Origin of the sequence: Tunturiibacter gelidiferens (genome assembly GCF_051013345.1) — a bacterium.
In the GTDB taxonomy this organism is placed as follows: Bacteria; Acidobacteriota; Terriglobia; order Terriglobales; family Acidobacteriaceae; genus Edaphobacter; species Edaphobacter gelidiferens_A.
The window spans coordinates 3,111,605-3,137,915 of the sequence record NZ_CP132939.1 but is presented as its reverse complement, the minus strand read 5'-3'; the positions used below and the strand labels follow the sequence as shown (position 1 = coordinate 3,137,915).

General features: G+C 58.9%; 22 protein-coding genes and 3 pseudogenes. 2 read left to right on the top strand and 23 right to left on the bottom strand.

Features of this window, described 5'->3' with window-relative positions; all coding sequences use genetic code 11:
• Positions 1-71 precede the first annotated feature (71 nt).
• The 12 genes and pseudogenes from RBB80_RS15530 to murC form a co-directional block, all read right to left on the bottom strand.
• A complete protein-coding gene (locus tag RBB80_RS15530; protein ID WP_433969216.1) occupies positions 72-1,313 on the bottom strand; it encodes a penicillin-binding transpeptidase domain-containing protein in 1,242 nt (413 codons plus the stop codon).
• A gap of 151 nt (positions 1,314-1,464) precedes the next feature.
• Positions 1,465-1,683, bottom strand: coding sequence for a hypothetical protein (locus tag RBB80_RS15525; RefSeq protein WP_433969214.1), 219 nt, complete (start codon positions 1,681-1,683; stop codon positions 1,465-1,467).
• The gene (gene ftsZ, locus RBB80_RS15520; protein WP_433969213.1) at positions 1,655-2,965 is read right to left on the bottom strand and encodes a cell division protein FtsZ; all 1,311 of its coding nucleotides are present in this window, start codon (positions 2,963-2,965) and stop codon (positions 1,655-1,657) included. The genes RBB80_RS15525 and ftsZ overlap by 29 nt, the downstream gene beginning before the upstream one ends.
• 475 nt (positions 2,966-3,440) lie before the next feature.
• Complete coding sequence (locus RBB80_RS15515; RefSeq protein ID WP_433969212.1) at positions 3,441-3,920, bottom strand: SRPBCC family protein; 480 nt, start codon at positions 3,918-3,920, stop codon at positions 3,441-3,443.
• Entirely contained in the window at positions 3,910-4,419 is a 510-nt protein-coding gene (locus tag RBB80_RS15510) for an SRPBCC domain-containing protein (protein ID WP_433969210.1), read from the bottom strand. Before RBB80_RS15510 ends, RBB80_RS15515 begins: the two co-directional genes overlap by 11 nt.
• Positions 4,420-4,452: 33 nt before the next feature.
• Positions 4,453-4,986, bottom strand: a complete 534-nt coding sequence (locus RBB80_RS15505; protein WP_433969209.1) for an SRPBCC family protein — start codon at positions 4,984-4,986, stop codon at positions 4,453-4,455.
• Positions 4,946-5,434, bottom strand: a complete 489-nt coding sequence (locus RBB80_RS15500; RefSeq protein ID WP_433969208.1) for an ArsR/SmtB family transcription factor — start codon at positions 5,432-5,434, stop codon at positions 4,946-4,948. Before RBB80_RS15500 ends, RBB80_RS15505 begins: the two co-directional genes overlap by 41 nt.
• 15 nt (positions 5,435-5,449) lie before the next feature.
• The gene (locus tag RBB80_RS15495) at positions 5,450-6,676 is read right to left on the bottom strand and encodes a hypothetical protein (RefSeq protein WP_433969207.1); all 1,227 of its coding nucleotides are present in this window, start codon (positions 6,674-6,676) and stop codon (positions 5,450-5,452) included.
• Positions 6,609-7,313 carry a hypothetical protein gene (locus tag RBB80_RS15490; RefSeq protein WP_433969205.1) on the bottom strand — a complete coding sequence of 235 codons (705 nt, stop codon included), beginning with the start codon at positions 7,311-7,313 and terminating at the stop codon, positions 6,609-6,611. The genes RBB80_RS15495 and RBB80_RS15490 overlap by 68 nt, the downstream gene beginning before the upstream one ends.
• 278 nt (positions 7,314-7,591) lie before the next feature.
• Entirely contained in the window at positions 7,592-8,821 is a 1,230-nt protein-coding gene (ftsA, locus tag RBB80_RS15485) for a cell division protein FtsA (protein ID WP_179581998.1), read from the bottom strand.
• Positions 8,818-10,110: an FtsQ-type POTRA domain-containing protein gene (locus RBB80_RS15480; RefSeq protein ID WP_433969204.1), complete on the bottom strand. Its 1,293-nt coding sequence runs from the start codon at positions 10,108-10,110 to the stop codon at positions 8,818-8,820. The genes ftsA and RBB80_RS15480 overlap by 4 nt, the downstream gene beginning before the upstream one ends.
• Before the next feature lie 131 nt (positions 10,111-10,241).
• Positions 10,242-11,651, bottom strand: a pseudogene (gene murC, locus RBB80_RS15475) (UDP-N-acetylmuramate--L-alanine ligase).
• 207 nt (positions 11,652-11,858) lie between these two features.
• Here murC and RBB80_RS15470 point away from each other — a divergent pair.
• Positions 11,859-12,941 (top strand): acetamidase/formamidase family protein, encoded by a 1,083-nt coding sequence (locus RBB80_RS15470; RefSeq protein WP_433969202.1) that lies wholly within the window; start codon positions 11,859-11,861, stop codon positions 12,939-12,941.
• Positions 12,942-13,158: 217 nt separating this feature from the next.
• Positions 13,159-14,556, top strand: a complete 1,398-nt coding sequence (locus RBB80_RS15465; protein WP_433969201.1) for a hypothetical protein — start codon at positions 13,159-13,161, stop codon at positions 14,554-14,556.
• 155 nt (positions 14,557-14,711) lie between these two features.
• Here the strand turns inward: RBB80_RS15465 and RBB80_RS15460 are convergent, their stop codons facing one another.
• From RBB80_RS15460 to RBB80_RS15410, 11 genes and pseudogenes are all read right to left on the bottom strand, one after another.
• Complete coding sequence (locus tag RBB80_RS15460; RefSeq protein ID WP_433969199.1) at positions 14,712-14,885, bottom strand: hypothetical protein; 174 nt, start codon at positions 14,883-14,885, stop codon at positions 14,712-14,714.
• A gap of 351 nt (positions 14,886-15,236) precedes the next feature.
• Positions 15,237-16,394, bottom strand: a complete 1,158-nt coding sequence (murG, locus tag RBB80_RS15455; RefSeq protein WP_433969197.1) for an undecaprenyldiphospho-muramoylpentapeptide beta-N-acetylglucosaminyltransferase — start codon at positions 16,392-16,394, stop codon at positions 15,237-15,239.
• Positions 16,395-16,541: 147 nt separating this feature from the next.
• Positions 16,542-17,635, bottom strand: a pseudogene (ftsW, locus tag RBB80_RS15450) (putative lipid II flippase FtsW).
• A gap of 17 nt (positions 17,636-17,652) precedes the next feature.
• Positions 17,653-19,008, bottom strand: coding sequence for a UDP-N-acetylmuramoyl-L-alanine--D-glutamate ligase (gene murD, locus RBB80_RS15445; protein WP_433969692.1), 1,356 nt, complete (start codon positions 19,006-19,008; stop codon positions 17,653-17,655).
• A gap of 15 nt (positions 19,009-19,023) precedes the next feature.
• The gene (gene mraY / locus RBB80_RS15440) at positions 19,024-20,160 is read right to left on the bottom strand and encodes a phospho-N-acetylmuramoyl-pentapeptide-transferase (RefSeq protein ID WP_433969196.1); all 1,137 of its coding nucleotides are present in this window, start codon (positions 20,158-20,160) and stop codon (positions 19,024-19,026) included.
• 139 nt (positions 20,161-20,299) lie between these two features.
• Positions 20,300-20,962, bottom strand: a complete 663-nt coding sequence (locus RBB80_RS15435; protein ID WP_433969194.1) for a hypothetical protein — start codon at positions 20,960-20,962, stop codon at positions 20,300-20,302.
• 70 nt (positions 20,963-21,032) lie between these two features.
• On the bottom strand, positions 21,033-22,421 hold the full coding sequence (locus RBB80_RS15430) for a UDP-N-acetylmuramoyl-tripeptide--D-alanyl-D-alanine ligase (protein WP_433969192.1): 1,389 nt from the start codon (positions 22,419-22,421) through the stop codon (positions 21,033-21,035).
• A complete protein-coding gene (locus tag RBB80_RS15425) occupies positions 22,418-23,152 on the bottom strand; it encodes a glutamate ligase domain-containing protein (protein ID WP_433969191.1) in 735 nt (244 codons plus the stop codon). The genes RBB80_RS15430 and RBB80_RS15425 overlap by 4 nt, the downstream gene beginning before the upstream one ends.
• Positions 23,080-23,730 carry a Mur ligase family protein gene (locus tag RBB80_RS15420; protein ID WP_433969189.1) on the bottom strand — a complete coding sequence of 217 codons (651 nt, stop codon included), beginning with the start codon at positions 23,728-23,730 and terminating at the stop codon, positions 23,080-23,082. Before RBB80_RS15420 ends, RBB80_RS15425 begins: the two co-directional genes overlap by 73 nt.
• Positions 23,727-23,918: a Mur ligase domain-containing protein gene (locus RBB80_RS15415; protein WP_433969188.1), complete on the bottom strand. Its 192-nt coding sequence runs from the start codon at positions 23,916-23,918 to the stop codon at positions 23,727-23,729. Before RBB80_RS15415 ends, RBB80_RS15420 begins: the two co-directional genes overlap by 4 nt.
• Positions 23,919-23,964: 46 nt before the next feature.
• Positions 23,965-26,308 (bottom strand): annotated as a pseudogene (locus RBB80_RS15410) (penicillin-binding transpeptidase domain-containing protein).
• Between the last annotated feature and the right edge of the window lie 3 nt (positions 26,309-26,311).

The following is a 26,311-nucleotide window of genomic DNA, read 5'->3' as shown; positions in this document are numbered from 1 at the left end:
CGTCGTCACCACCAGAACACCACGCTGTCACCACGTTCCTACCAGCGCGTTTTACATTCCGAGCCACAACCCTACTCAGAACCACCCATAACACCACTGGTTTCAACCGTTGGCTTCTGTAAAAAATAATCCTTGTCCCACAGCGCCCGGTAAAACTCCCCGGTCAACTCAGCCGCCTTAGGACCAAAGGTAGGCCGCCCGCCCTCCAGGAAAAATACCGTCACAATCTGCCCCTTCGGCGTATCCGCAAACGACCCAAACCACCCGAATCGAGTGCCATTATTGGAGCAGGTCCCCGTCTTGCCCATCACCGGAAACTGGCTGAAGTTAGCCCGCAGAGAACGCGCAGTTCCATACTGCACCGCACCCTGCATACCCACCGAAATCTCCGGAATCAGTGGAGCGATATCCAGTACCCGCTTCACCTTCGGCTCAAACGTAGCCACATCCATCGCAGTCTCGGGATGTTGCAGATAATAAAGCGTGCCGCCGTTCGCAATCGCAGAAACCAGCGCCCCCAGCTGCAGTGGAGTCATCGAAACACTCTCGCCGAACGAGCACATTCTCCCCACTCCACCCAACGACGCAGGCAATACTTCATCAGGATAAGTCCCAAGCTGTTCACCCTGAATGTGATATCCAGCTAGTTCGCCAAGCCCAAACTCGTTGGCGTAGTGTTTCACCCGTTCAAATCCAAGCTGTCGTCCAAGCGTCTCAAAGTAAAGGTTGTTCGAGTGCGCCAAAGCCTCCGTCATCGTCAGGTGATAGTGTCCGCCCAAATTCACCGGCGTATCTTTGCGGACGATTCCCTCCTCCAGCGCAGCCAGGGCCACCGTCAGCTTGATCGTCGAGCAAGGCTCAGCCCCTCTGGACAGCGCTAGCTTCTGGTTTACCATCGCCAGAATCCGTCCCGTAGAAGGATCTATCGCGATCGCGGTGCCATTCATATTGCCCAACGCCTCAATCGCGGCCGCCCGAACCAACGGGTCCTCTCCCTCGACGACATCGCCCAATGTCAAATTGTCAGCAAACGAACTCGCAGAAAAGTGCTCCTGATACCGTGTCCGCCGAACAGCCAGAGTCGGCCGGGCTCCTCGATGGTGCCCCGCAACCCCATGCGTTGCAACGACATGCGTCGTTCCCCTTGTGGTCGAAGCCGAGCGAGAAGCCCCGGAACGAGTCTTCACTGTAGTCGCAACCCGAGCCGTCCCAGCGGAGTGCCGTCTGGCCTTCCCAGTTGCAGTCGTCGCAGCGTTAGCACCCACTCCAGCACCAAGAACAAGGCCGAAGAGGAGCGCGCCAAAAACTTTCAATGATCTCGACACAGGCGATCCCTCTTATTGATTTGACTGCAATCGAACTGCCATCGATCCACAATTCATCTAATAAAATACTAATTCAACACAGTCTCTTGCGCAGCACCCTTCCCCATCCGTGCTACTCGTAGCGAAATCAGTTGTACCATCAGTTACCGCGCCGCAAAAACGCAGGAATATCGAGCTCATCCGGCTCAGCTTGATCCGCCGGCGCCACCGCTGCACTTCCAAACGCGGGAACACGAACCAGGGAGTCCCCCACCTCGTCCGTCCCACCGCGAACATCCTCCGGTTGAACGCGCACCGGCGCAGAAAAGTGAGTCACCTCCCTCGCCCGATCAACCTGTCCGCCCTCCGCTCGATTCACCTCGGCAGTTCTCTCCCCGCGCCGCGGGAGCACGGAAGAAGTCGTCATCGAACACCGACGCCGGCACCGGAACCAGCTCAATCGGAGCACTCGCCTCCATCTTCACGATCGACTCTTTCACTGCGTTAGCCTCATGCACCGGTTTCGCCGGCTCCATCTCCATCTCACTCGCAAACCGTGTCGCCGTAGGTCGAGGAGTCACCACGCGAGGCTGAATCGGCACGTCATACCGCATCGTTGGCAGCGTCGCCTCCGCCAGCATGCGCTCTCGCCGCTGCGGCATCTCCTGCTGCTTGAAGCCCGTCGCAATCACGGTGATCTTCACCTCATCGCCCATCGACTCATCCTGAACCGCCCCAAAGATGATGTTCGCATCCTCATGCGCCGCATTCTGAATGATGCTCGAAGCCTCGTTCACCTCACTCAACTTCAAACTGCTCGAGCCCGTGATGTTGATCAGAATCCCGCGCGCCCCATCGATCGCGCCCGCCTCCAGCAGAGGCGAAGCCATCGCAGCCATCGCAGCCTCCACCGCGCGATTCGCACCCGACCGCACGCCCGTCCCCATCACCGCATAGCCCATCCCCGCCATCGTCGTCTTCACGTCAGCGAAGTCGCGATTGATCACACCAGGAATCGTGATGATGTCCGAGATCCCCTGTACGCCCTGCCGCAGCACGTCATCCGCAATCCGGAAGCTCTCAAAGAACCCAGCATCCTTCGCCACCGCCAGCAGCTTTTCATTCGGAATCACGATCACAGTATCGACCGACTCCAGTAGCTCCTGCATGCCGCGCTCCGCCTGCTGCATCCGCCGCTTCCCTTCAAACGCGAACGGCCTCGTCACCACCGCTACCGTGAGTGCGCCCATCTCACTCGCCAGGCTCGCAATCACGGGCGCAGCGCCCGTCCCCGTACCGCCGCCCAACCCGGCAGTCACAAACACCATGTCCGCGCCCTCAAGCGCCTCAATAATCTTGTCCGAATCCTCCAGCGCCGCCCGCCGTCCCACATCCGGGTTCGCACCCGCGCCCAAACCGCTCGTCAGCTTCACGCCAAGCTGCAGCTTCACCGGCGCATTCGAGACCTGCAACGCCTGCACATCCGTATTCGCCGCGATAAACTCCACACCCACAACATTCGCCGCGATCATGCGATTCACAGCATTGTTTCCGCCGCCGCCCACGCCGATGACCTTGATCCTCGCTCCATGCGGTATCTCATCGTGATAGTGAATGCGGAGATCGTTCGGATCGTTAGGATCATTGGGCAGATTCGACATAGCAGCAGGACTCCTTGAAAGTTGTTTAATTCTCCCACCTCCTTGCCAAACACACGACCCCCGTTTTCCACCGCCCGTACCACGCATGGTTCCAAATGCCGCGAACTTGCACCACTTTTGCTATCGTGCATCACACAACTGAGCACCTTTCCCCAAACGCCTTCAGTCCTTTACCTGGACTGCAGAGGGCGCCACTCCCTCATCACGCCCCTCTCAGAGAACCCCCGCAACTACAAAAACCCTCCACACATTCAGGAAGAGAAGCCTTTGCGCAACCGCCTGCAATCGAACCTGCGGTACGCTTGCGAACTCTTAAGAGACCCACCTCATCATCCTCGAAGCCGAGCTGGAGCACGCCGACCCAAACGCCCTGAACGCGCCGCCAGCAAAAAGAGCCTCGGATCCTCCCGCCGAACGCGAATAATCTACGTTCTCGAAGAAGGATCTGAAGCTCTATCAGCCTTGTCGATGCACACTAAAGCCGCCCAACCAGCTCCGACAGCCGATCAATGCTCTGGCACCATCCTTGCGACATTCCCGCAAAGTACTCCGGCGCAGCAGTCGATGTCTTGATCACCCGAGCAACCAGCGAGATCTCCGTTCCGCCGCGCGCTTCGTCAAAGATCACCGAATTCTTCACCTCAAACATCGGCTTCCCATGCTCATCGATCGACGCCGTCACGAACACCAGCCTGTGCGGCGGATCGATCGTCACAAACCGCCCCGTCATCGTATGCACCTCACCCTCCGGCGATCGCATATCCATCAGAATTGCGCCGCCGATACGTGCATCCACCTCGCACACCTCGTTGGTGAAGTCCTTCGGCCCCCACCACTTCGCCAGGTGTTTCCGCTCGATCCACGCGGCAAACACCACCTCCGGAGAGGCTGCGACTCTCCTCGTTAGACAGACCTCAAGCAGCCCCGCCTCCATCACGCCTCCTTCAACGGCCATGCTTCACCTCGCGCAAAAACTCATCCAGTTTCTCGAAGCTGCTGTTCCAGCCCTTCCCATGCCCATCTCGATCTTCTTCAGTTACGAAGAAAGCCTGGTGAAAGTTCATCGTCGTTTTGCTTGCATGCTCTTCAAACGTGATCGTAATCACGGTGTCGTGCTCCGGAAGTCCGCTGCCCTCCTCCCAATGAAAGGTGAAGACAAGCCGTTCCGGCTCAACCAGTTCGAGGTATTCGCCACCCTGCCACACGTCGGCGGTCCGCCACTCGCCACTGCTGTCGGTGAATCCGTCGCTGTGCAGACAGTCTCGCCACTTACCGCCCGGTCGAACATCCGCGGTCAGGTTTCGAGCCTCAAACTGGCGTGGCCCGTACCACTGTCTCATCTGTGCAGGATCAGTCCACGCCTTCCAAACCAGCTCGCGTGGCGCATCGAAGACCCGTGTAATCTGCAGCTCAGTTCGAGTCCTCACCTTCGGAGATACCGTCGCAGTGCTCATCGAATTCCTCCCTGTGTCTTCAAACCCTCGTGTTTATGCCGTCGCTGTTGTCCCCGCAAACTGGCCTGCCAGATAATCCGCAAGCCTCTGGAATGCCTGTTTTGCGCCCTCGATCGAACCGTAATCCCGCACATTCTGATCGCGAGCCTCAGCCGAGGCAAAGGTTAGACGCATCGTGACCCGCGTCCCTCCTGCCTCCTCTTCAAAAGTCGTCGCTTTTTCCATCTGCACCACGGGCTCGCCCTTCCTCCCACCGGTCAGCGTGTACACAAGCCGTTCATGTTGCACCACCTCGAGGAACACGCTCTCGTTCGGATAATCTATGCCGTCGGGCCCGTGCAGCACTTGTTTCCACACGCCGCCCGGCCTCACATCCATCTCTTCAATCGTCGTCGTAAAGCCCTTCGGCCCCCACCACAGCGCAACCTGTTTTGGATCCGTCCAGGCGGCCCACACCATCTCGCGTGGCGCATCGAACACGCGCGACAACACAATCTCTCGCTCAGCGGCGTCTTCTAGTCCCCGATCAGCGGCGCTTTCTACCACTCCCATTTTTCTTTCCGGCATCTTTATTCTCCTTTGTCTGTAGGGTCTTCAGATACTCGTCCAACCGATCGAAGCTCTCCTCCCAAAACCTTCGGTACTCATCCAGCCAGTCGGCAGCCTGCTTCAAAGGTTCTGCCTTCAGCTTGCAAGGCCGCCACTGCGCCTCCCGTCCGCGCGAGATCAACCCAGCCTTCTCCAGCACCTTTAGGTGTCGAGAGATCGCCGGCATGCTCATCTCAAACGGCGCGGCAATCTCCGTAACCGAGGTCTCTCCCAACGCCAGCCGTGCGAGAATCGCCCGCCGGGTCGGATCAGCTAATGCAGAAAACGTCGACGTAATTTGATCGGTCATATCTTTATTAACAACTAAGTTAAATAACCATAACGTTAAATACAAAATCTGTAAACAAAAATAAGCCCATAAACCAAAAAACTTTGAGATTTTGCGCTTCGAACGAGCGTCTTCCATCTCGACGTCTTCAATCTATCGACTGGAGGAAACCGACGACCCTAAGAGCAGCACCCACGCCTTGCTTCCAGGAACCCGCTGCCACCCCTGCGACGAAACATCAAAGGGAATCTCTGTTGCGACGACAGCAAGAGCACCTTGCTTCCTGAACAACTGTAGAACCTGTTCCTGAGTTGAAGGATCGTCAAAAAAGAGATGCAGATCCTCTATCTGATTCTGCGGGTCGTAGGCATCGTTCCCCAGAGCTGCCACAACATGCACCCGAGACGCATAAGCCCACGTGCATCGCATGTCGTTTCCGGGTGAAACAGAGGCAACTCTATCTCCCGCCTTCAAACCCAGTCCTTGCAGGTACTGAGCGACGGCCCATTGCCCTCCGCTCTGCATATCCGTCCGGGCAACAGCCAGTCGAACAGCGCCACGAAGCCGCTCCGCCGAATTGAACACAGAAGCCATCACCAAAAGGAGGAGCGCCACCGTACGTACTCCTGATCGGAGAGGCCCACGCCAGCTGTCTAACCTGAGAAACGGCGCCATGGCAAGCACACAGAGAAACCCCGCCACGTACCGCCCTTCAACGTGGATCAACAGCAGAACAAAAATCCCGAGCAGCGAAGGTAGATACAAAAACCACTGGCTCAAAGATGGTCTTGCGCCAACGCGATCACCCGCCCGAGGCCAGAACGCAATACAAAAACAGAGAACGACGACTATCGCGACGGGAATGATCTCTTGAAACACATACTTCGACGTGCGCAAATTTACTAAGACAGCCTGAGCCGCATTTCTGAAACTGAAAAACGGGCGATACCCCTCATACCAATACACCATGTTGAACTGCGGCGAATACGTCACGTGAAAGGGCTCTCCAAACGCGAAGACCGGAGGATGTGTACTGAGCATCTGCACCGGATGAACAGGAGATCCCAACCCCTTCGGACCTCCCTGCCAACCCATCCAATGCTTCAAGTGATTCACGTGGAAGGCGTAGTTCAACGTTCCCGCCTCACCAAGGGTCGGCCGTCCAACAGCCCAGGACAGGCCCACGCCATAAGGAACGACAAAGAGCAGAAACACTCCCACCGTACGAAGAAGCGGAGCGGCGCTACGACGCCAGCCCATAAAACCGAGCAAAACCAAAAAGAATATGCCGGAAAGAGTCAGGAAGATCGCCTTACTCAGGAATCCCAAACCAAGCACAACTCCCAACAACGCAGCGTTGCCCGCGGTTGGCCGTGACACGACCTTCAGAGCAAGTCCGGAAGCGAAAAAACAGGCACGTCACCAGTAGATCCGGGCCGACGGTGGACACGCGTCCAACTCCCGTCTGAACGGCCACAAAAACGCAAGCCGCGCAGATCAACAGAAAGGGCGACAGCGGAGCGTCACGGTCTTCTGAGAGATCTCCCCGCAGAGCCTGCGACATCAAACGTAGGAGCCAAAGAAAACCAATCCACGCGACGAAGTAAATTGCCAGGTTCAGCCAGAAAACCGCCGCCATCTCTCCATGCGGTATGGACGGAAATAAGCGCCTCACGACCGACAGCAGCAGAGGATATCCGATGCTCCAGAGCGGATTGAGCGCCGCCCTCCAATCCCCCGCTCGAATCATATTCGCTACATCAAGGTAGGAGATATCGTCCCCAAACAACTCCGACTTCCCATATCTACCCTCGATTGCCCCCGCAATCAACACCGCCATGCCCACCAGCAGACGCACCCATAGATACCGCCCTCCAAGGGAGGAATCATCCGGCCCTATCTCCTTCTCATCGCTGTTCACCTGAAGCTCAAGCGTCATGTTCGCCGCCATAAAGCTGATGTCTTCTTTTTTGGAAGGGGGCCCGTTGATCGCGATCGCAACCAGGATCTCAGCCATAGTCTGGCGTCGCTTCGGAGCAATATTACAAGAGTTGGTCCCGAAATCCAGATGCACTTCTTTGCGCAAGCGCTAGAGCAAAATCCCCGATGGTGTGGCGGCCATCCTTCTGGCCAAAATGCCGGTGCCCCAAGTCTCGATTCTGAGACATGGTTTTCACAAGGCCGTCGCACTCTACATCAACGCGCAATCCACTCTCATCCATAGCCCTATCAGAATTGGGGTGGAAACCAATCGAAAAACAAACGGTGTTTTTGAACCTTCGACTGGGAGGTGGGTCAGAAGCTTCCCGCAAAGATCGCCTTCAACTTCGCCCTCAATCCCTGCTCCTCGCTCGCACGCCGAACCTGCGTCCGATGCGTATACAACAGCATCCCAATCGCCGCTGCAAACTCCGGCACAGCCAGCTCCGCAGGCATTCGCGACAACGGCACCGGATACCCAATCCGCGCCGGCACCCGCAGCAGACTCTCCGCATTATCCAGCAACCCAGCCATATTCGCGCCGCCGCCCGTCACCACGCAGCCCGCACCCAGCGCCTCCAGCACCCCACCCTGCCGCAGGTTATCCCGCAGCATCGTAAACAACTCGCGTGCACGCGGCTCCAGAATCTCCGCCAGAAATCTCTGCCTCACCATTCGCGCCGGCTGCCCACCCGAGAACGCAAGATTGCCGCCCACTTCAATCTCATTCAGCTGCGGCACCGCCGTCACCACGCAGTGTCCATACATCTTCTTCAGATACTCGGCTTCTTCTACGGTCACATGCAGTCCGACCGCCAGGTCGTTCGTAAAGTGATCTCCACCAATCGGCAGCACCGCCGTATGCGCGATCGAGCCCTCAAAGAACACCGCAAGCTCCGTTGTGCTCGATCCGATATCGGCCATGCAGACGCCCAGCTCTCTCTCATCGGCGCTCAACACAGCTTCAGCTGCAGCGATCCCTTCATACACCGTATCCATTACTTCGAGCCCGGCACGGTTCGCGCACGTAATCACACTCTGCGCGACACCACCCGAGCAAGTCGACAGATGCAGATTCACCTCAAGCCTGTTCCCCACCATCCCCACCGGATCATGAATCCCCGGCTGATCATCCAGAATGAACTCCTGCGGCAACAGATGCAGCACCTCGCGATCCGGAGGCAGAGCCACCGACCGCGCACGATCCACCGCAGCCCGCACCTCCTCCCGCGTAATCTCTCGCATGCGGCTACCCATGCTGATGCCGCCGCGCGAGTTCACTCCGCGCACATGCGTCCCGCCAATACCCACAATCGCCGTTTCAATTCCAGCCTTCGCCACGCGCTCCGCCGTCAGCGCCGCACGATTAATCGCCTCCGCCGCCGGCCCCAGCTCCGCAATCAAACCCTTGCGCATCCCGCGCGACGGTTCCACACCGTGTCCGCGATACCGCAGCACCCCATCCTGCAGCTCCGCCACCAGCACGCAACTCTTCGTGCTTCCCGCGTCGAGCACGGTGATCAGATTGTCCTGCTTCTGATTCATGGTTGAACCGCCTGGGAAGGATGATACTGCGTAGAACCACCCGATGGCTTACCAGTCACCGGATGGGGCTTCGCAACGACAACATGTTGTTTTGCCTTCGGCTCGACCTTCTTCGCTGAAGCCTTTGCCGCGGGTCGTCCCTTCACCACACCAGCGTGCTTCACGGGAGCAGGATGTACCGCAAGCCGAGGCTTCGCAGCCACCTTCGCAACAGGCTTCGTCGCTGGCTTGGTCTGCTCCGCACTCGCGTCCTGAGACGTCGCCGCAGGTGTCTTTGCATCAGCCGCCATCACAGCAGCTCCATTCGGCGCAGAGGTCACAGGAACACCCGCTCCAGGCTGCATCTCCAGCACCACCTGCCGCTCATACCGCATATCCACAGAAGAAAGCTTTGGATAAACCGTCCGCCACTCCGGCAGATGTTCTTCAAATCTCTTGTACCGATCCAGAAAATCCGCGTCGCCAAAGTGAACCAGCACCTCAGTCGACTTATCCGGAATCAACGCCTTAACATCCTCAGGATTCGACAGGTCCACCTCGCTCAGCCCCTGCGAGATCTTCTCTCCCGATCCATCCAGCTCCGCCGTAAACCGCTCGTAGATCTTCATCCGCGCCGCGCGCATCGACAGTGGCTCATCCGCCGAGATCCCCGTCACCACCGGAAACGAGTACCTCCCATCCGGTCTCGCCTCCACCGGCATATCCAGCAGCACGCCGTTCGCATCCACCAGCCCAATATGGTTTCCCTGACGCACAAACGCCACCGGCGTCCGCTCAACAATCGACACCCGCATCCGATTTGGCAGCAGCCGCATCACCGTAGCATGCGCCACCCAGGGGAGCCGCTCCAGCTCCGCGCGCCTCTGCGCCAGCGACACGGTAAAAATATTCCGCTCCACATCTTCTCCAAAGACGCTCAGCAACTGCGCCCTTGTCACATGCGCATTCCCCTGAAACTCAATCGACGAAGACGAAGGAATCACAAACCGCTCATCGTGCAACAAAAAGCTTCTCGCCATCGCAAACAACCCGGCGCACACCCCAAGCAGAACCACCAGCCCGCATCCCGCAGCGACCCTTCCCCACTTCGTCGAAGGCATCCCGCGAAACCGCACCCGCACCCCAGCCTTCCGTCTCCCCACCGGAGCATCATCCTCCCAATAAGGATCATCCGCAAAGTCCTCGCTGAGATCGCGACGCAGCCTCCGCTCCGGCGAAGCCGACACCCGCCGAGGCCCCCTCGAACCCCGAGACTCCGAGACGTAGTTCTTTTCAGGCGCCTCTAGCACCGTTATTCCACCTCTCGAAACCGAATCGCTTTGTCGCACGCCTGAGCAAGGCCGCGAGAATCGCCATCCTGAGCATAACCCGCACAGCGCCGCCACTCCCCATCATCTTCAGCACGTACCCTTTCAGGAACTCACCCATTCGTCTCCCCACTGACAGACAAAGCCTCCAGCAGCGCCGCCCCCGACTGCGATACACTCCCCGCCCCCAGCGTCAAAATCACCTCTCCCGCCTTCGCCTCCCGCGCCAGCACCCCCACACCCTCCGCCACCGAAGCCGCGTACTCCACTCGCACCCCACCCTTCGCCCGAATCGCCTTCACCAGCGCCTGCGCATCGACACCCGCAATCGGAGCCTCACTCGCCGCGTAAATATCAAGCACCTCAACCGTATCCGCGTCTTGGAAAGCCCCAGCAAACTCCGCCATCAGATCGCGCGTCCGCGTAAACCGATGCGGCTGAAACAGCACATGCACCTTCGCGTACCCACAATCCCGCGCTGCCCGCAGCGTAGCCAGAATCTCCGTCGGATGATGCCCGTAGTCATCCACCACCGTCACCCCCGCACCTCGCCCTTGATCTGGAATCGGCGATCCACCCCCGAAACGTCTCCAGCCCCGCGGCAATCTGGTCCGGAGCCACGCCCAGCTGCACCCCCACCGCCACAGCAGCCGTAGCGTTCAGCACATTATGCCGTCCCGGAACATGCAGCCGAAACGTCCCCAGTACCAGTCCTTTATAGTTCACCGCAAAACACGAGTGGCACTCCCCATCCTTCGGCAACATCTCAGCGCGAAAATCCGCATCCACACCCTCGCCGTACGTATAGACCCTCCGCCTCACCCGAGGCAGCACCGTTCGCAGCAGCGCATTATCCACGCAAGCCGTAGCCGCCCCATAAAAAGGCAGCTTATCCATAAACTCCACAAACGCCCCCTCGACATCCTCCATATCGCGATAGCAATCCATATGTTCGCGATCCAGATTCGTCACCACCGCCAACACCGGCGACAGCTTCAAAAACTCCGGTCGCTCTCATCCGCCTCCGCCACCAGGTACTGCGAGTTCCCCAGCCGCGCATTCGACCCCAGCGCATTCACTCGTCCACCCACCACCACCGTGGGATCAAGCCCACCGCCAGCCAACACCGCCGCCACCATCGAAGTCGTCGTAGTCTTTCCATGCATCCCTGCCACGGCGATCCCATACTTCAGCCGCATCAGCTCCGCCAGCATCTCGGCCCGCTGGATCACCGGGATCTTCCGCTCCCTGGCCTCCACCACCTCAGGATTGTCCTTCGCCACCGCCGAGCTCGTCACCACCACATCACTCGCCGCAGCATTGCTCGCCACATGCCCCTCGAAGATCCGCGCCCCCAGCCCCAGCAGTCGATCCGTCACCGCACTCCGCCGCAGGTCGCTTCCCGAGACCGAGTACCCCATCGTCAGCAGAATCTCCGCGATCCCGCTCATCCCAATTCCACCGATCCCAATAAAGTGAATCCGCTGCGACGGTGCAAACAAAAAATGCCCAGGCACAAACATGTTTCGTAATCTCTACTTTCAACTGCGCGAATCTTCACTTTATCAGCGTCTCTCTAAACAAGCAGCACCAGCCCCGGTCAAGAAAACTATCCCTCCGACCAACGGGAGGACCGATATAGTTCACTCACCACCACAAGGTATACAAGTCACGAAGTGACCGCCCCGCGCGCAGCGGGCCCGTCCGGGGGACACCGCAGCAAGCTCGACGTGATATATAAAATCCATGCCCGCCAACCGAACCCGCCTCGCCACCCTGTGCGCCGCACTCCTAACCCTCCCCGCCGCCGCACAGCAGCCGCACACCCTCCTCGCCACTCCCACCACCGTAGCCTGGGGCTTCTACTCCGCCAAAGCCACTCCCGCCCTCACCATCCACTCCGGCGACACCGTCACCATCCAAACCCTCTCCACCTGCGGCTCCCCCGAGCGCCTAAAATCCCTCGGCATCGCCCCCTCCGACATTCCCCCTACGTCGAAGACATCTACAAAAACTATCCCGCCTCCGAAAAAGGCCCAGGCGGCCACATCCTCACCGGACCCGTCGCCATCACCGAAGCCGAACCCGGAGACGTCCTCGAAGTCCGCATCCAAAAGATCTCCATCGACGTCCCCTGGGCCTGCAACGGCTTCGGCCCCGGCCGCGGCTTCCTCCCCAACGACTTCCCCTACAGCCGCACCCGCATCATCCCCCTCGACCGCGAAAAGATGATCGGCCACTTCGCCCCCGGCATCGACATCCCCCTCCACCCCTTCTTCGGCTCCATGGGCATCGCCCCGCCAGAGTCCGCCGGCAAGTACAACTCCGCCCCACCCTGGATGCACGCCGGCAACATCGACAACAAGGAGATGGTCGCCGGCACAACCTTGTACATCCCCGTCAACGCCAAAGGCGCCCTCTTCGAAGCTGGCGACGGCCACGCCGGACAGGGCAACGGCGAAGTCGATATCACCGCCCTCGAAACCCAGCTCACCGGCACCTTCCAATTCATCGTGCACAAAGATCAACACCTGTTATGGCCCCGAGGCGAAACCCCCACCGCCTACATCGCCATGGGTTTCGACGAAGACCTCAAAACCGCCACCGAGATGGCCGTCCGCAACATGATCACCTTCCTGTCAGAGGAGATACCAGACCAGATCCCCGGCCACCCCCGTCTCACTCGCGACGAAGCCTACGCCCTCATCTCCACCGCCTGCGACGTCGACATCACCCAGCTCGTCGACACCAAAAGCGGCGTTCACGTCCTCTGCCCCAGAAAACTCTTCATCGAAGGCTCAAATAATCACTAATTGCACGCTAACTCGATCAAATCGCTACAACCTTTCCTCCGTGATCGATAGAGCGCCAACATCAATATTTAGCAACAAACCCGATAAATTCGTGTCTAATCAACTGAGCACTTGACCCGGGAACATTTAGCCGGGCCGGAACTCATCCTTGCTCTCCGCGAAGTCCGCCGCACGACGCAGCACCGGATAAACGAAGGCTGAGCAGGAAGGTAGCGCTATGACGTTCACCCGCCTCTTCAGAAACTCCGTCGGAGCAGCAACACTTGCTGGTTTCACACTGGCCATGCCTCTTCTGGCCCAGGTCCAGCTCTACAACCCGAGCGATCAATACGGCTCTCCCGCAGCGTTGCAGGCTCAGCAGGACCCCCAATATGGAGCCGAGCAGAACAACACGGCCCCGCCGCAATACGACCAGCAATACGGTGCTCCCCAACAGTACGGCGACCCAAACCAGGGCGCCCAACAGCAGTATGCGGCACCGCAGCAGTACGGCGCACCGCAGCCCGGACAACCCCAGGGCATCGAGCAGGCCCCTCCCCCAATCCCCGACTACGAACAACCTCCAGCCCCCGGCGACGGCTATATCTGGACCCCCGGATACTGGGCGTGGACCGCTGACGGCTATCAATGGATTCAAGGCGCCTGGGTCGCAGCTCCCTACACCGGAGCCCTATGGACCCCCGGCTACTGGGGCTATAACGACGGCTACTTCTGGAACGCCGGATACTGGGGCCCATACGTCGGCTACTACGGCGGCATCAACTACGGCTTCGGCTACTTCGGCGTAGGCTTTTACGGCGGATACTGGGGCGGCGGCCGCTTCTTCTACAACCGCACCTACTGCAACGTCGGTCGCGGATGGCACGGCGGCAACTTCTACAACCGCGCCTATAACGGATACTCCGGCCACCCCGGCGGAGCCAGCTTCACCCACGTCAACTCGATCGCCTACCACGGCAACAGCTACGGCGGCGCCCGCGGCTCCAACATCAACGGCCGCAGCTTCGCTCAGACAAACGCTGGCCGCACCACCGCCGGAGGCTTCGGCGACCACAGCATACGTTCAACCCCGGGGGCGTCGGCACCTCCTATAACGGAGCTCGCACCTACAACGGAGCCACCGCTAACTACAACGCAAATGCGGGCCGCACCTACAACGGAGCCACCGCCAACTACAACGCAAACGCAGGCCGCGCCTACAGCGGAGCCACTGCCAACTACAACCTCAACGCAGGCCGCGGCTACAACGGAGGCACCGCTAACTACAACGCAAATGCGGGCCGCGCCTACAACGGAGGCACCCCCAACTACAACGCGAGTGCAGGCCGTTCCTACAGTGGAGGCAACGTCTACGCAGGAAGCAGCGCCTACAGCGGAGCATCCCGCAGCTACTCACAGCCAGCCGCCGTTCAAAGCCACAGCAACTACGCCAGTGCTCCCCACGCCTCATACTCCGGCGGAGGCAACTATGGTGGCGGCGGTTCGCACGGCGGAGGCAGCGGCTACAGCGGTGGCGGAGGTGGAGGAGGCTTCCACGGCGGCGGTGGTGGCGGCTCACACGGCGGAGGCGGTGGTGGCGGTCATCGCTAATCCATGCCGACAAATCGAGGGCTGAGGGATCAAATCCCCAGCCCTCTTCTTTTGCTCCAAACTTTTGCTTGCACGTCATCCTGCAGAAATCCGCATTTCTCTGTTCTCATCCCGTAGGGCCCGCTTTGTCTTTGCCGTTGCCGTTGCCGTAGCTTCTGCCGTTGCCTGTCCTTTTGTTTGTCATCCCCGAAGGGATCTGCGGTTGCCGTTGCGGTTGCCGTTGCTGTTGCCGTTGCGGTTGCCGTTGTCGTAGCATCTGCCGTTGCCTGTCCTTTTGTTGTCATCCCCGAAGGGATCTGCGGTTGCCGTTGCCGTTGCCGTTGCATCTGCCGTTGCCCGTCCTTTGGTTGTCATCCCGTAGGAATCTGCTTTTGCCTCTACTCGCCCGGACCGCCCCAAAAGACTTGTCAAGCCCCCAAATCACCAAAACCCACGCCAATCCAGCAGATTCGCGTGGCGTATGAGTTATGCCCCAACCGCTATACTGGATATAGAGATCAAAGAAGCCCGGCCAAAAGCCGGGCTTTCGTCATCGAGACCCGTAACCCGTTTGGAAAGACGAATTTGCCCCTAACTCGTTTAGAAAGACAATTTTACAGACCTAAAAATCCGTAAGTTATTGATTTTGGCTATTTTAGCTCGGGGTACCCCCAGGGGGGTACCGCATGGAAGGAGACGCCGGTTGATCAGGTCCAGGCGGAATCATCAACGCCCCGCCAGCTCTGCCACCATCTGCCCAATCACCCGCACCGCATCGGGATGAGCCAGCTTTCGAACCCTGCGGCCCATCTCCGCCAGTCTCCCGGCATCCAGCAAAAGCCCCGACAGATCGCTCAATAAAAACGCCTCCATCAGGTCGTCTGCCTCCTGCACGCGCAGCTCCGCAGCCCCGACCCGCGCCAAGGCCTCTGCATTCTTCATCTGGTGGTCGTCCGCTGCCCCCGGAAAAGGCACCAGCACCGCCGGCCTCCCCGCCGCCGCCAGCTCCGCAACGGTACTCGCGCCGCTGCGGCAGAGAATCAGGTCCGCATCCGCAAACCTCCTGGGCATATCGTCGAGATACGCCGCCACCTCCCAGCGAGTGGGGTCCGCACCGCTCGCCCCATACGCCTCCTCGGTCGACTCCGCCTGCCCCTTGCCCGTCTGGTGCAGAATCCTCAGCCCCGGCACATACTCCAACAGCCTCTTAGCGATCTGCGGCATCACCGCATTGAAGACCCGCGCCCCCTGGCTCCCGCCAAACACAAGCAGCCGACGAGCCGGTACAGGTCCATCCTTCGGAGGAATGTACGCAAGGGAGTCACGAACCCTTTCCTTCTTTGGAACAATCGCAGGAGCAATCTCAAAGAACTCCTGCCGCACCGGAATCCCAGTCACCCGCGCCCCGCGAAAGTACCTCCGAGTCTCCTCGAAGTTCACCGCCGCAGCCGACACAAACCGCCCCACCAGCTTATTCGCCAGCCCCGGCACCGCGTTCGGCTCAAACGCCAGCGTCGGAACCCGCAACAGGATCGCCGCCATCATCGCCGGCCCCGAAGCATACCCACCCACCCCCACCACCACATCCGGTTTGAAGCTCCGCACCAGCTCCACGCACCGCACAACACCAAGCGGAAGATCTGCCAGCGTCCGCACCCGCGTCGCTAAACTCACATTCTTCAACTGCCCCACCCGGATCAACTCCAGCGGAAACCCAGCCTCCGGCACCAGCCGGGTCTCAAGCCCACGTGCCGTCCCCACAAACCGCGCCTCGGCCTCATGCGCATCGCGCAACTCCCGCGCAATCGCCAACGCGGGAATCACATGCCCGCCGGTCCCGCCCCCCGCAACCAAAACCCGCAACCGCTGTCCCGATTCGCTCACCAGAGCCGTTCTCCTCGAGTCGTACTCCGAGCAACGCGAGGACCAACACCGCTCCCGCCACCGAGAAAAGGTACACCCGTCACGAAGTGACCGCCCTCCGCGCAGGAGGCCCGTCCGGCAGGACACACGATCTGCCTTTCCCCCACTTCAATCAATCTCGCGCGTAATATTCAGCAGCACACCCATGCTCGCCAGCGTAATAAAGATCGAAGTCCCGCCCGAAGAGATGAACGGAAGCGGAATTCCCTTCGTCGGCAGCAGCGCCAGCACCACGCTCATATTGAAGAAGGCCTGGATCAGAATCGCAGTCGTCAGCCCAAACGCAAGAAACCGCGCAAACGGATCGGTCGAAAGAAACGCCGCCCGCAGCCCGCGATATCCCAACGCCACAAACAGCCCAACAACCAGTAACGCACCAATCAGTCCGAGTTCTTCACAGATATTCGCAAAGATAAAGTCCGTCTGAACTTCAGGCAGATAGAACAGCTTCTGCCGTCCCTCCATCAATCCAAGCCCGCGTATCCCGCCCGTTCCAACCGCAATCAGCGACTGCAGAATATGGAACCCGGTACCGCGAGGATCAGCCTCAGGATTCACAAACGCCAACATACGCGCCCGTCGGAACGCAACATGAAACAGCATGAAGTAAAGAACAGGAGCCGCAAACGCCGCACCCACCGCAAAGTACTTCGTCTTCGCCCCAGCCAGGTACAACATCAGAGCTGTCACAGCCATGCAGACCATGCCGGTCCCCAGATCAGGCTCCTTCAAGATCAAAGCCGTAAACGCCAGCGGCACCGCAACGGCGCGCAGAATCGTCCCCTTCCAGTCATCCATCTGGTGGATTCGAGTCTGCAAAAAGTAAGCAAGAAACAACACCAGCACAGGCTTCGCCAACTCCGAAGGCTGAAACGTAAACAGGTTCCCAAACCGAACCCAGCGATGCGTCGCATGCGAGTCCTTCATCGCAAACACACCGATCAACATCAGCATCGTCACCGCAACTGCAGGAAACACTACCTTGGGATTGTTGTAAGTCCGATAGTCCACCTGCATCAACGCAACCAGCGCGATCAGCCCCAACACTGCCCAGATCGCCTGCTTCATCACATAAGGATAGGGCGACCCAGGCTCGACTGCGCCATCACAGCCGACGCAGAAAATACCATCACCAGCCCAAACAGCACCAGCAGCAGCACCACTCCGAAGAGCCACTTGTCCACCCCAACTCTCTTCGCCATACATCACTTCCACTTCTTCAAATTAGTTCGTTCACCAACTGCCGGAACACGCGGCCGCGATGCTCATAGTTCTCAAACTGGTCAAAGCTGGAACACGCCGGCGACAGTAGCACCACGTCGCCAGATACAGCAGCCTTCGCCGCCTCAGCCACCGCAATCTCCAATGTTCCCGCTGCCACCATCTTCACGACTCCATTCAGCTGACGCTCAATCTTTTCTGCAGCCGAACCAATCGTATAAACAGCCTTAACCCTCTCCTTCAGCAACGCGGCCATCAATCCATAGTCCGAGTCTTTGTCCTTCCCGCCTAGAATCAGATGAATCCCTTTGCTGAACGAAGCCACAGCCTTCATCGTCGCATCCACATTCGTCGCCTTCGAGTCGTTATAAAACTCCACCCCATTCAGCTTCCTAACCATCTCCAGCCGGTGTTCCACAGCCGTAAAACTCGCCACCGAAGCCCGAATACTCTCCACCGAAACCTTCGCCAGCCGCGCCACGCAAACCGCCGCCAACACATTCTCGATGTTGTGCGCACCCTTCAGATGCACCTCTGAAACCGGCATCACCGGCTCCGTCACCCCGCCCTCCTTCTCCACCCAGACGATCACGCCCTCCCGCACAAACGCGCCGCGTCGAACGGCCTTCGTCCCGCTGAACCAGAACACCTCGCTCTTTGCCCGCGCCGCACACATCTGCGCCACGCGATCATCCCCATTCAACACCAGTGCGTCTCCAACGCCCTGCCGCTCGAAGATCCTCTCCTTAGCCGCCACATACTTCTCAAAGCTGCCATGCCGATCCAGATGATCCGGCGTAATGTTCAGGATCACCGCAATCCGTGGATGAAACTCCTCCACCGTCTCCAACTGAAAGCTCGACACTTCGAGCACATTAATTGTCTCCGCAGTGCTCTTCGCCACCAGATCGATAACCGGCAGACCAATATTCCCACCTACCTGCGTCGGCACACCTGCATCACTGAAGATCTTTCCCACCAACGTCGTAGTCGTCGTCTTTCCGTTCGACCCGGTAATCGCTACCACCTGCCCCTGCAGATAACGACTCGCCAACTCCAGCTCTCCAAGTACAGTCAGACCAAACGCAACAACCTGCTTCACCTCAGGCGTGTCCATCGGCACACCTGGCGATACCACAATCAAATCCTGCCGCCGAAACGTCAGAAGCCCGTGTCCACCAGACTCCACCATGATTCCCGCCTCCAACAACGCAGGAATCTCCTTCGCCAGCGCGACCGCACTCCGCGTATCGCTCACCGTCACCCGTGCCCCTCGCGCACGCAGAAACATCGCCGCCGACAGGCCGGATTTGCCCAGCCCCACAACCAAAACCCGCTTATTCTTCAAATCCATCATGCCTTCACACTCTCATCGCAGCTTCAACGTAGTCAATGCAAACAAAGCAAATACCAGCGCCAGAATCCAGAATCGCGCAATCACCTTCGACTCCGACCATCCCATCAGCTCAAAGTGATGGTGAAGCGGAGCCATCTTGAAAATCCGCTTTCCATTCCTCAGCTTGTAGCTCCCCACCTGCAGCATCACGCTCAACGCCTCAAGAATAAAAACACCGCCAATAAAAGGCAGTAGTAGCTCCTGTTTAATCACAACCGCCACGGTTCCAATTGCCCCACCGAGCGCAAGACTCCCAACGTCTCCCATGAAAATCTCGGCCGGATGAGCGTTGTACCAAAGGAACCCAATGCTCGCTCCCACCATAGACCCACAAAATACCGTGAGTTCGCTCACCATCGGCATCCGCTGCAATTCAAGATAATCCGAAAACACTACATGCCCACTCACGTACGTCAGCACCGTGAGAGCCCCGGCCGCAATGATCGTACATCCGATTGCCAGACCATCCAGTCCATCGGTCAGATTCACCGAATTGCTCGCGCCCGCGATCACGATCATCACAAAGACCACAAACGGCAAAAACACCAGCCAGTGCATGTGCGGAATGTGCCCCATCCACTCCCACACCAGATCCGGCCTGAAACGCTTTGCAAACGGCACCATTAGCCGGGTCGAGTAACCGCCCCGAATCTCCATCACAACCAGCGTTGCCGCCACCGCGGCGCTCACTATAAATTGAAGTCCGAGCTTCGCCCTCGCCGTCAGTCCCTGGTTCTCCCGATGCACAACCTTGATATAGTCATCCGCAAATCCGATCGCCCCAAACGCAAGCGTGGACAACATCACCAGCCAGACATAAGGATTCGAAAGATCAGACCACATCAACGTAGGCACCAGGATCGAGATACAGATCAACACGCCGCCCATGGTCGGGGTCCCGCTCTTTTTCTGGTGCGACTGTGGTCCCTCTTCCCGGATATACTGCCCAATCTGAAACTCGCGCAGCTTCTCGATCACATACGGGCCGATCAGTAAACCGATCAGCAGAGCCGTAAGGCTCGCAAACACAGTACGAAACGTCAGATATCGAAAGATGCGAAACAGCCGAAAGTAAGGGAACAGCTTCTGGTACAACAACCAATAGAGCAAAACGCCTCCGCCTTTTACCCGCAGCTCATGCCCGTTTTCTGTTGCGAGTCACGGCTATCTTAACAGCACCATCGCCGGATTCCGTAGTTATCTCACCCGCGAACCAATCAGAATGCCGCCGAATCTCGAAATTCTCCGCTCAGAGCCCGTTCTCCAGCGCAAAGCAGAGCGCATCCGCCGCCATCGCAAGCTCGAACGCAAGATGAGCATCGTGATCCGAGTCCTCTGCCTGCCGCAACAACTCAACTGTCACCGAAAAAAGATCCGTCCCTTTACCGCGCTCAGCATGCTCGATTTTTTCCAATCTTTGATCCGCCTCCGCAATAAACTTTGCCAGCCACGCCGGTGAAGGCGACGCGACCTTCTGACGGTGTTTTTCCCGGGCAGCATAGAGTCCTGCCAGCGACAGATGCTCCGCTGCACGCAGAACCCCGATCGCCCGCAACACAAACTTGTTTCCTTCTTCGCCCTCCGTTGCCTTGCGGTACAGCTTCACTCCACGCTCCAGCAGATCCCTCAGGTCCTCCCCGGTTCCCTTTTCCATCAGCGAAATCACCACCGAAGCTCTCTGCAGATGGTGAAACGCCGTCATAAGTCCGTAATCAGTGGCATAAACCACCCCGGAACCAGCAACCTTTTCTACAGCCTTCTTCGCAGCCTTTTTAGCAGCCTTCGTGGCGTGCTTCGCTGCGTGTTTTTTTGTCGCTTGCTTTTTTGCGACGTGCTTACTCGCCTTCTTCGCATGTTTCTTCAGCGCCGAATTGGAGTTTTTCCTGACCAGTGCATTCCCGTTGCTCGACATAGTTCTCCGCTCCGTATCCTCTCGTTTCGCAAATCAGCAAATCATTCAGATGCTGTTTGATCTTGCTGCGTCACCGAGGCATTCCCGCTAATACCGTCAAAGCCTTCTCCAGACGCACGCCACGGGAAGCCTTCAACAACACTACGTCGCTCGCACGCACATTCGCAACCAGCCACTCACCCGCTTCCTCAGGACTTGTTACAAAGAGTGTTTCCACGCCGACAGCCCTGGCCGCCCCGACAGTAGCTTCGGCTGCACCGCGCACTCCGAGCACAAAATCCACCCCGCGTTCCTTCATCCGCGCACCGCACGCAGCGTGTAGCGCAGCCGAATCCGAACCAAGCTCCAGCATCTCCCCCGCAACCACAATATGCCGCTCCGCTGGAATCGCCATCAACGCGTCAACCATCGCGTTCAGCGCTGTGGGATTGGAGTTATAACAATCATTGATCAGCGTCGCCCCGCGCCACTCCAGCACCTCCCCACGCTTATCCCCTGCGCGCAATTCGCCGACCGCCGCCGCACACTCCCCCAACTCCATCCCGCTTTGCAGACCCACAGCGATCGCAGCCAGTGCATTCGGAACATTATGCCTCCCCAACATCTTCAACTGCACACTGGCGTGCTGACCCTTAGCCTCTACCGTAAATTCCACGCCCTCCGCGCCTACCTCAGCGACGTCGACAGCTCTCACGCCGGCTCCCTCACCAAACCCGTAAAACACCGTACGTCCGCTCAACCCACGGCCAAACGCCGCCACATAAGCGTCGTCGAAGTTCAGAATCGCGATGCCATCCGCAGGCAGCGCCTCAATCAACTCATACTTCGCCCGCGCAATTCCAATCAACCCCTCCGGAAAGAACTCGAGATGCACCGGCCCCACATTCGACACAACGGCCCAATCCGGTTCTGCAATCTGTGCCAGCGCAGCAATCTCCCCCGCATGATTCATCCCCATCTCAATCACCGCTATCTCATGCTCCGGCTCCAGCTTCAGAAGCTGCAACGGCAGGCCGAACGCGTTGTTCAGGTTGCCAGCCGACTTCAACACCTTGAACTTCGCGCCTAAAACCTGCGCCACAGCCTCTTTCGTCGTCGTCTTTCCCGCCGACCCCGTCACCCCGATCACTCTCCCGCCCCACTCTCGCCGCACAGAATGCGCCAGTTGTTGGAGCGCGCACAACACGCAATCCTCGCAGTCTGACACCTGCAACAACCGCTTCTCATCCACCTCGGCCGGCACGACCCATCGATTGCTCACCACCGCAGCGATGGCTCCATTGGCGAGGGCCGCCTGCACATAGTCATGCCCATCCAACCGCTCGCCGCGGACCGCGAAGAATAGCTCCCCACCGCCAATCGTTCGCGAATCGATCCCATATCCCACCGCTTCGGCCGAAGTGTCAAACTCGCCATCCGCATGAATCCAGTCCGCAATCTTCCCCAGGGTCAGCTTCACTCGATCTCCCTCAAAACTCCAGCAGCAACAGCCACATCATCGAACGGCACCGTCCCGTCTCTCAGGATCTGCACCTTTTCATGTCCCTTACCCGCGATCAAAACAATGTCTCGAGCCTTCGCCGCACGAATCGCAATCTCGATCGCCGCGGCTCGGTCCTGCTCTACTATGCACCTGGCTGTCGTCTCCCGCACCCCCGCCAGAGCCTCATTGATAATCGCCATCGGATCTTCACTTCGAGGATTGTCGCTCGTAAGCACTACCAGGTCGCTTCCCTCCCCCGCCGCCCGGCCCATCCGCGGGCGCTTCGTCTTATCCCGATCCCCGCCACAACCAAACAAAGTAATCACCTTCCCATTGCGCTCCTTCACCAGCTCCCGGGCCAGCGAGATCAAGTTCCGCAGAGCATCGTCCGTATGCGCATAGTCCACAACGACGGTAAATCCGAGTTGATTCGCGATGGTCTCAAAGCGTCCCGGAACAGGCGTCAACTTATCGGCAGCTTCCGCAATCTGCTCCAAACTTAAACCCCGAGCTAAAGCCGCACAGGATGCTGCTAGCAGGTTGTACACATTCACTCGCCCGGTCAACGAAGATCTCATCTCCACTGTCCCCATCGGGGTCTTCCAGTCAAAAGATATTTCACCCGCTTGCAGGGTCACATTCTCCGCACGAAACTCCGGAACCCAACCGTAGGTTTTTTCAACCCGTAGGTCCAGAGTTCGCTGCACCCAACAGCTGCTTTTTCAATCAAACCGCCATAATCATCATCAAGATTCACGACTGCTACTCTTGGGGGAAGTCCCAACCCCTCAAACAGTCGCGCCTTCGCTGCGAAGTACTTCTCCATCGTCCTGTGATAATCCAGATGGTCCTGGGTCAGATTGGTAAACATCGCGACATCCACCGGCAGCCCCCACACCCGCTCCTGCTCCAGCGCATGAGATGACATCTCCATCACGGCTTCTGTCGCGCCAGCCTTCACACCATCCGCAAAGATCTCCAGAACATCTCGCGACTCCGGCGTAGTATGCGGCGAAACCCGAACCTCGCCCCCAACATGCGTCTCAATCGTCCCGATCAACACGCACGCCCGCCCCACACTCCGAAGCATCGCCTCCAGCAAAAATGCCGTAGTCGTCTTCCCATTCGTCCCGGTCACACCACTCAACGCAAGACCACGCTCCGGATGCCTCATCACCGCGGCACTGACCTCTGCCAGCGCCCGCCGTCCTCGCTCCACCAAAGCCGCCCCAACGCCCACATGCTCTCGACGCAGCCTCTCATAAGCCTCGCGAGAGTCCGTCACCACCGCTGCAGCCCCTTCGCGATAGCTGCCTCTAGATATCGATTTCCATCGGTCGCCTCGCCCCGCATCGCAACAAACACATCACCACGTTCCACCCGCCGAGAGTCATACTCAACCCCCGAAATCTCTACCGAAGCACAAAAGCGATCCACGGAACTGAGCCCGTTACATACAGTCTCCCAATTCATAGAGGGATGCTAGCCGACAATCCGAATATTTCGCAGCACAAAACCATCATCGACTGAACCGCACCACAATCTCAGTCCCCGTCGGTACCATTGTCCCAGCCGCCGGCACCTGCTCTCGAGCCAAACCACTCCCCACTGCCTGCACGCGCAAACCCACCGAATCCGCCCGTTCCACCACCCCCCGCAGCCCAGATCCCTCGAACGAAGGCACTGGCACACGAAGCCCCGCATCCACGACAACCGCACCTCTTTCTTTCGCCTCAACGGCAGGCGCAGCCTTCGGCGGTGTCGTTCGCGCTGTCAAATCAGATGCCGTCGAGTCAGTCCCACTACCCGCCTGAAACGCCGCCAGAACCTTCGCCGGCAGCATATTCAAAATCTCCGCCGTCTTGCCCGGAGCGTTCCCGGTAGCCCTCTGCGCAGCTGCAACCGGCATCTCGTTCGCCGCGACCTCTACAGCCGCAGCGTTAGCCGGCGCGCGCAGTGGGTCGTCCGCTGGCAAACTGTTCACATCGTCGAACATCGCATTCAAATCCGCGGTGTTTTCGCTCGGCGCATCCCCGGCCTCCTCTGTCTTCGCCGCCACCATCAACTCTTTTTTTGTCTTCAGCGGCTGATCGTGCGGCACGCCCAGGTACTCCAACACCTGCTGCGCCACCTCGGCAAACACCGGCGCGCTCGCCGCACCGCCATAGTGCTGCACCTCGCTGCCGGCCGTCGGAGTGTCAATCACGACCGCAACCGAGATCGCAGGATTGCTCACCGGCGCAAAGCCCGCGAAGCTCGCCACCAGCTTCGTGTGAGAGTAAGTGTGCGTCGCCGGATCAACCTTCTGTGCCGTGCCCGTCTTGCCGCCCGAGCTATAACCATTCAGTGCCGCCTGCCGCCCCGTGCCCTCCGTCACGATGCCCTGCATCATCATCCGCATCTTCGCCGAGGTCATCTCCGTGATAACCCGGTGCGCGCCATCCGGCAGAGTCGCAGGCAGCCCGTTCGAAGGCCGAAACGCAGCAGGCTTCAACCGCGGATCGCCCTTCATCTCATCGGTCGACTGCAGCAGCACATGCGGAGGCATATAAACTCCCCCATTCGCAATTGTGCTCACCATCGTTACAAGCTGCACCGGAGTCACGCCCACCTCCTGCCCAATCGCCATTGACAGGATGCTCGTCGCGCCCCACTTCCTCGGGTTCCGCAGCAAGCCGCGAGTCTCACTCGGCAGTTCGATCCCCGAACGATCGCCGAAACCGAAGGCCCTCATATAGTCATAGAACTTTTGATTCCCCAGCTTCAGCGCCATCTTCGCCGCGCCCACGTCGCTGGAGTGCTCGAGCGCATACTGCACTGTCACCCGCCCAAAGTGATCGCTCCTGTCGTCATGCAGCGTACGGCCGTACATCGTCATCGCACCGCCCTGGCAGTCGACGATGTCCGTAGGCTGAACCCCGCCGCATCGATCGCAGCCGAGTAAGTCACAAGCTTGAACGTCGACCCCGGCTCATACACATCGCTCACCGCAAGGTTCGTCAACACGGTCGCGTCCATGTGCTTCTGGTCGTTCGGATTGAACCGCGGAGACACCGCCAGTGCCAGAACCTGCCCGGTATGCGGATCCTGCACCACCACCGTCCCATGCAGAGCCTTCACCTTCTCCACCTGCGCGTCCAGCGCCCGCTCCGCCATGTACTGAATATTCGCGTCGATCGAAAGCACAAGATTCTCGCCCGGCATCGGTTGGCTCTCTTCACTGCCCAGCACATGCCGCTTCGCATCGAGCGCGGTCAGCATATGCCCAGGCTCCCCGTGCATATCCTCATCGAACTGCCGCTCTAAACCACCCAGCCCAATATCGTCTGTACCCACATATCCCAACACCTGTGCTGCCAGATCATTATTCGGATAGAACCTTTTGAACTCCTTCTGAAAGTACACACCCTTCAAATTCAGCTCGCGCAGACGATCGACAATACCGGGATCGACCTTCCTCGCCACCCACGCGAAGTTCTTCGAAGCGTTGAATCGAGCCAGCATCTGCTGCTGCGACGTAAAGTTGTCTCTCGGATCAGCGTGCACTATCTCTGCAAGTATCTCTGCCGCGCTCGCACGATTATCCCCAAGCTCCGACGGCACCGCATACACACTATCCACCTGCACCGTCACCGCAAGCTCCCGCAGGTTGCGGTCATACAGCATCCCCGCCGTGGAGCGACCTCGAATGTCCTCTGTTGCTGAAGCGCCGCGCGATGCACGAAATCAGAGTGCCGCACCACCTGCAGCCATCCCAGCCGTACCGCGATCAGCGACGTCCAGGCACAAAAAAACAGCGCCACATAGGCGAAACGGATCCTCCGTATCGGAGCGGTCAACGTCTGCCGTGGCGCCTTGTTCATCTC